Here is a 6,397-nt window from a genome sequence, read left to right on the forward strand (position 1 = left end):
CATGTTGTGGATGATCGACAACTACGACAGCTTCACCTACAACCTCGTGCAGTACCTGCAGACGCTGGGCGCCGAGGTCAAGGTGGTGCGCAACGATGCGATGAGCGTGGACGAGATCGCCGCGCAGAAACCCGAGCGCATCGTCATCTCGCCCGGCCCGTGCACGCCCAACGAAGCGGGCGTGTCGCTGGAGCTGATCCAGCGCCTCGGCCCGACCACGCCCATCCTCGGCGTCTGCCTGGGCCACCAGGGCATCGGCCAGGTCTACGGCGGCACGGTCATCCGCGCCGGCAACATCATGCACGGCAAGACCTCGCCCATCCGCCATGAAGGCAAGGGCGTGTTCGCCGGCCTGCCGGACCGTTACCAGGCCACCCGCTACCACTCGCTGGTGGTGGACAAGCACAGCCTGCCCGACGCGCTGGAAGTGACCGCCTGGACCGAGAACGAGGACGGCTCGATCGAAGAAATCATGGGCCTGCGCCATCGCCAGTTCCCGGTGGAAGGCGTGCAGTTCCACCCCGAATCCATCCTCACCGAACACGGCCACGCCCTGCTGCGCAATTTCCTGCAGCGCCCGGCGGCCTGATCCAAGGAGCATTCCCATGAGCTTCTCCCCCCAGGAAGCCCTGCAACGCACCATCGAACACCGCGAAATCTTCTTCGACGAAATGGTCGACCTGATGCGGCAGATCATGCGCGGCGACGTCTCGCCGATGATGACCGCCGCCATCCTCACCGGCCTGCGGGTGAAGAAGGAAACCATCGACGAGATCGCTGCGGCGGCCACGGTCATGCGCGAATTCGCGCTGGCGGTGCCGGTGGCCGATACCACCCACCTGGTCGACATCGTCGGCACCGGTGGCGATGGCTCGCACACCTTCAACATTTCCACCTGCGCGATGTTCGTCGCCGCCGCCGCCGGTGCGCGCGTGGCCAAGCATGGCAACCGCAGCGTGTCGTCCAAGTCCGGCAGCGCCGATGCAGTGGAAGCGCTGGGCGCGGCCATCGAGCTGCAGCCGGCACAGGTGGCAGCCGCGATCGAGCAGACCGGCATCGGCTTCATGTTCGCGCCGATCCACCATCCCTCGATGAAGGTCGTCGCGCCGGTCCGCCGCGAGATGGGCGTGCGCACCATCTTCAACATCCTTGGCCCGCTGACCAACCCGGCCAGCGCACCGTCGGTGCTGATGGGCGTGTTCCACCCCGATCTGGTGGGCATCCAGGCGCGCGTGCTGCGCGAACTGGGCACCGAACGCGCGATGGTGGTCTGGGGCCGCGACAACATGGATGAGATCTCGCTGGGCGCCGGCACCCTGGTGGGCGAGCTGCGCGACGGCAAGGTGCGCGAGTACGAGATCCATCCGGAAGACTTCGGCATCGCCATGTCGGCCAGCCGCAACCTGCGCGTGGACAGCCCGGAGCAGTCCATCCAGATGCTGCGCGCGGTGCTGGACAACACCCCGGGCCCGGCGCTGGACATCGTCGCCCTGAACGCCGGTGCGGCCCTGTACGTGGCCGGCGTGGCCAGCGACATCGGCGACGGCCTGGCCCGCGCCCGCGCCGCCATCGCCAACGGCAGCGCCCGCCAGCGCCTGCAGCAGTACGTTGATACCACCCGCGCGCTGGTTGCCTGAGCGCGCGGTTCAGCCTGACCCACCCGATGGCCGATAATGGCCGTCCTCACCGCCCCCGCATTGAACCGACGACGATGAGCGACATCCTGCAGACGATCCTGGCCCGCAAGGCCGAAGAAGTGGCCCAGCGCCGCGCCCAGCGCCCGCTGGAGGCGCTGCAGGCCGCCCTGGCCAGTGCCCCGCCGGTCCGTGGCTTCGTGCGCGCCCTGCAGGCGGCCGTGGCCAACGGCGACCCGGCGGTCATCGCCGAGGTGAAGAAGGCCAGCCCGTCCAAGGGCGTCATCCGCCCGGACTTCCGCCCGGCCGACATCGCCGTCAGCTACGAGTTCGGTGGCGCCAGCTGCCTGTCGGTGCTGACCGACGTCGATTTCTTCCAGGGCGCCGATGCCTACCTGCAGCAGGCCCGCGAGGCCTGCACGCTGCCGGTGCTGCGCAAGGACTTCGTGATCGACGCCTACCAGGTGTATGAGGCGCGCGTGCTGGGCGCCGACTGCATCCTGCTGATCGTCGCCGCGCTGGACGACACCCAGCTGGCCACCCTGTCCGAACTGGCCCTGTCGCTGGGCATGGACGTGCTGGTGGAAGTGCATGACATCGACGAACTGGAACGCGCGCTGCAGGTGCCGGCGCCGATGATCGGCATCAACAACCGCAACCTGCGCACCTTCGAGGTCTCGCTGCAGACCACGCTGGACATGCAGAAGGCGGTGCCGCGCGACCGCCTGCTGGTGACCGAGAGCGGCATCCTCGGCCCGCAGGACGTGGCCCTGATGCGCGACGCCGGCATCCATGCCTTCCTGGTCGGCGAGGCCTTCATGCGCGTGGAAGAGCCGGGCGAGGGTCTGCGTCAGCTATTCTTCGCGGCATGACAACGCACTATCCAACGCCGCGCGAGGATGCGCCGCTGGTGGTCTTCGACTTCGACCACACCCTCTACGACGGCGATTCGGGCACCCACCTGTTCGCCTCGCTGATCAAGCGCAATCCCCTGCGCATGCTGGCCGCGCTGCTGGTGACGCCGATCGCCGGGCCGATGGTGGCGATGCTGCCGACCCGTCGCGCCGGCATTTCGGTCTATGTGTGGATCGGCAGCTTCGGCCTGCACCGGGCGCGTGACTTCAACAAGGTCATCGACGCCTACGTGCTGCGCAACGAGGCGCAGATGCGCGCCAAGCTGCTGCCGCAGGCGCTGGAGGTGTTCGCCGCGCACCGTGCCAAGGGCGACCGCGTGGTGGTCGCCACCGGCGCACCGCCGGAGCTGGCCCGCGCCATCCTTGGCTTCGTGGCCCACCAGGACGTGCCGGTGATCGGCACCGAGGTCGGCCCGCGCCTGGGCGGGGTCGGCCCGACCCGGCACTGCCACAACGAAGAAAAGATGCGCATGCTGCGCGAGCGCGGCTATGGGCAGATCGACATCGCCTATTCCGACAGCACCGCCGACCTGCCGCTGCTGCTGGCGGCCAAGGCCCCGGTGGTGGTGAACCCGAAGCCGGGCAAGGTCGCGTTCTTCCGCAGCGTGCTGCCGGCCGGCACCCGCATCCTCAACTGGGGCTGCGTGGACCGCGGCGGCGAGAAGGCCTAGTCCGGGCGGGGTCAGAGCCCCTTTGGGGATCTGACCCCATCAGAAGGCGTATCAGGGGTCGGACCCCCGAAGGGGCTCTGACCCCATCGCACGCGCGGCAAGCGCTCAGCGCCCCAGGTACCCGGTGAGCGCATGGCCGATCTGGAACAGGCTGATGCCCAGCACCAGCACGCCCACTGCGATCAGCACCCAGCGCTCCTTCAGCCGCTTCACCAGCAGCGCCGCCACCGGCGCGGCCATCATGCCGCCGATCAGCAGGCCGGCCACGATCTGCAGGTGATGCAGGCCCATCGACATCAGGAAGGTGGCCGACACCGTCAGCGTGACCACGAACTCGGACGCGTTCACCGTGCCGATGGTGGTGCGTGCCTGGCCGCCCCGGGCGAGCAGGGTGGAGGTCGCCACCGGGCCCCAGCCACCGCCGCCGCTGGCGTCGAGGAAGCCGGCCACGAAGCCCAGCACCGGCACCCGCTTGACCTCGCCCTTGGGCATCAGCCGGCCGGCCGCACGGGCCAGGATGATGATGGCCAGTACCAGCAGGTAGAGGTAGATGAGCGGGCGTATGACTTCGCCCGGCAGTTGGGTCAGCCCGTAGGCGCCCACCGCACCGCCCACCGCGCCGGGAATGGCGAGGCGGAAGAACAGGCGTTTATCGACATTGCCGGCGACCAGATGCGACACGCCCGAGGCGCCGGTGGTGAACACTTCGGCGGTGTGGATGGCCGCACTGGCCTGCGCCGGCGGGATGCCCATCGCCAGCATCACTGAGGAGGACACCAGGCCGAAGGCCATGCCCAGCGCGCCGTCGACCAGCTGTGCGCCGAGGCCGATGAGGATGAACCACCAGAATTCGCTGCTCAGTTCCATGCACCGAGCCTAGCGGATGCGCGTGTGCGGGGCGTGCGATGGCAGGTCGCACGTCCGTGGAGCCGCCGGGCGACGCCCGGCGGACACGCATCGATCAACGGGTGCCGTACAGCACCACGGTCTTGCCGCGGGCATGCAGCAGGCCGTCGGTCTGCAGCTTCTTCAGCACGCGGCCGGCCATTTCACGCGAGCAGCCCACCAGGCGCGCCAGTTCCTGGCGCGAGACGCGCAGCTGGCTGCCCTGCGGGTGGCTCATCGATTCCGGCTCCTGGGCCAGATCGTGCAGGGTGCGCACGATGCGGTCGGTCACGTCCAGGAACGCCAGGCGGCTGGCCTTGCGGCTGGTATCGAGCAGCCGCTTGGAGATCTGCTGGCCCAGCGCGTACAGCAGGCGCGGGGCGTCGGCCGAGAGCGGGCCCAGGAACAGCTGGTGCAGGCGCTCGTAGCTGATTTCAGCCAGTTCACAGGCGGTGCGCGTGCGCAGGATCACCTCGCGGCGGTCCGATTCCACGAACAGGCCCATCTCACCGACGAACTCGCCTGCGCCGAAATAGCCCAGCACCAGCTCGCGGTCGTCATCTTCCTCGGCCATGATCGAAACCGAGCCGCTGATGACGTAATACAGGGTCCCCGCCGGGTCTCCGGGGCGGAAGACGTCAGTCCGGGTGGGGTACCGCCGCCTGTGGCTGTGAGCCAGAAAGCGGTCGATTGTGGCGATGTCCAAGGCCAATGGGCTGCTAGCTAGGCGCACGGTTGACACGATAGGGGCGCTCCCTCTGCGCATGAACGGATTCACAGGATCGATGGCGGAGCTTAACCAGCGCTCCTGTTAAGGGCAAATAGTGTGCCAGAGTCGTGAGCTCTTCACGTTCCCCCCGGGGACACTTTGCCCCATAATTCACTCTTTCCCTTCTTACACAGGAATCGACCGCCGTGGTCAAGCCGTTGCCTCGCCTGAGGCTGCAGGGTTTCAACAACCTCACCAAGGCGCTGAGCTTCAACATCTATGACGTGTGTTACGCGCGCACCGAAGAGGAGCGTCAGCGTTACATTGAATACATCGATGAAGAGTACAACGCCGACAGGCTGACTCAAATCTTGACCGATGTCGCCGAGATCATCGGCGCGAACATCCTGAACGTGGCCCGCCAGGACTACGATCCGCAGGGTGCCTCGGTGACGATCCTGATCTCCGAAGAGCCGGTGATCGACAAGAAGCAGGCCGGCAAGGAGCTGATCTCCGATGCCGTGGTCGCGCACATGGACAAGAGCCACATCACTGTCCACACCTACCCGGAGACCCATCCGCAGGAAGGTATCGCGACGTTCCGCGCTGACATCGACGTGGCCACCTGTGGCGTCATTTCGCCGCTGAAGGCCCTGAACTACCTGATCGAGAGCCTGGAATCGGACATCGTGATCATGGACTACCGCGTCCGTGGCTTCACCCGCGATGTGAAGGGCAAGAAGCACTACATCGATCACAAGATCAACTCGATCCAGAACTTCCTGGCCAAGAACATCAAGTCGCGTTACGAGATGTTCGACGTCAATGTCTACCAGGAAAACATCTTCCACACGAAGATGCACCTGAAGGACTTCGACCTGGACCAGTACCTGTTCGAGGAAAAGGCCAAGAACCTGTCGTTCAAGGAACGCATGAAGATCGAAGCGCTGCTCAAGCGCGAGATCGAAGAGCTGTTCCACGGCCGCAACCTGTCCGAGTAAGACCCGTGTGCGATGCCCTCGGCATCGCCACCCAGGCGGGACGACCCGCCCCGTGGAACGCGCTTTTTGCGCAGTTTCCAGTTCCACGATGATGTACCGACCCACGGCCCGGTGTGAAAACACCGGGCCGTTTTGTTTTTCTTCAACAAGGTGAGGAGCCCCCACTCATGCCCTGGATCTACCTGCTGCTGGCCGGCCTGTTCGAAATCGGCTTCGCGCTCGGAATGAAGTACTCCGAAGGCTTCAGCAAGCCGCTGCCCACCGTCGCCACCGTGGTGGCGGCGCTGATCAGCCTGTTCCTGATGAGCCAGGCGATGAAGTCCATCCCGGTCGGCACGGCCTACGCCATCTGGACCGGTATCGGCGCCATGGGCGTGGCGGTGCTGGGCATCTTCCTGTTCAACGACAGCGCCTCGCCGGCGCGCCTGGCCTGCGTGGGCCTGATCGTGGCCGGCGTGATCGGCCTGAAGCTGGTCTCGCCCAATTAACCGGTAGTGGGGGGGGGCGGGGGGGGGGGGGGGGGGGGGGTGGGGCTGGGGCGCGGGGCGCGCCCCCCGGGGGGGGCCGCCGGGGGGGGCGGGGG

The 6,397-nt window shown here is 66.9% G+C and carries 8 protein-coding genes; 6 read left to right on the plus strand and 2 right to left on the minus strand.

The features are described from left to right. Position 1: 1 nt before the first annotated feature. The 4 genes from ACVOK1_RS05700 to ACVOK1_RS05715 all read left to right on the plus strand — a co-directional run bounded on the left by ACVOK1_RS05700 (position 2) and on the right by ACVOK1_RS05715 (position 3,219). A complete protein-coding gene (locus tag ACVOK1_RS05700; RefSeq protein ID WP_049448425.1) occupies positions 2–589 on the plus strand; it encodes an anthranilate synthase component II in 588 nt (195 codons plus the stop codon). Between the two features lie 16 nt (positions 590–605). Beyond that, entirely contained in the window at positions 606–1,637 is a 1,032-nt protein-coding gene (trpD, locus tag ACVOK1_RS05705; protein WP_200752376.1) for an anthranilate phosphoribosyltransferase, read from the plus strand. Positions 1,638–1,711: 74 nt separating this feature from the next. After that, positions 1,712–2,506 carry an indole-3-glycerol phosphate synthase TrpC gene (gene trpC, locus ACVOK1_RS05710; protein WP_108747535.1) on the plus strand — a complete coding sequence of 265 codons (795 nt, stop codon included), beginning with the start codon at positions 1,712–1,714 and terminating at the stop codon, positions 2,504–2,506. Further along, the gene (locus ACVOK1_RS05715; RefSeq protein ID WP_200752377.1) at positions 2,503–3,219 is read left to right on the plus strand and encodes a haloacid dehalogenase-like hydrolase; all 717 of its coding nucleotides are present in this window, start codon (positions 2,503–2,505) and stop codon (positions 3,217–3,219) included. The genes trpC and ACVOK1_RS05715 overlap by 4 nt, the downstream gene beginning before the upstream one ends. Positions 3,220–3,324: 105 nt before the next feature. Here the strand turns inward: ACVOK1_RS05715 and ACVOK1_RS05720 are convergent, their stop codons facing one another. Both ACVOK1_RS05720 and crp read right to left on the minus strand, forming a co-directional pair. Then, positions 3,325–4,086, minus strand: a complete 762-nt coding sequence (locus ACVOK1_RS05720; protein WP_481561392.1) for a sulfite exporter TauE/SafE family protein — start codon at positions 4,084–4,086, stop codon at positions 3,325–3,327. A gap of 94 nt (positions 4,087–4,180) precedes the next feature. Further along, positions 4,181–4,870, minus strand: a complete 690-nt coding sequence (gene crp / locus ACVOK1_RS05725) for a cAMP-activated global transcriptional regulator CRP (RefSeq protein WP_079225401.1) — start codon at positions 4,868–4,870, stop codon at positions 4,181–4,183. 149 nt (positions 4,871–5,019) lie between these two features. On the opposite strand from crp, the gene speD reads away from it, so the two are divergent. Further along, on the plus strand, positions 5,020–5,814 hold the full coding sequence (gene speD, locus ACVOK1_RS05730) for an adenosylmethionine decarboxylase (protein WP_006473908.1): 795 nt from the start codon (positions 5,020–5,022) through the stop codon (positions 5,812–5,814). Positions 5,815–5,981: 167 nt separating this feature from the next. Then, positions 5,982–6,302: a quaternary ammonium compound efflux SMR transporter SugE gene (sugE, locus tag ACVOK1_RS05735; RefSeq protein ID WP_108770243.1), complete on the plus strand. Its 321-nt coding sequence runs from the start codon at positions 5,982–5,984 to the stop codon at positions 6,300–6,302. Positions 6,303–6,397: the final 95 nt, after the last annotated feature.

Source organism: Stenotrophomonas sp. STEN087 (genome assembly GCF_056759115.1).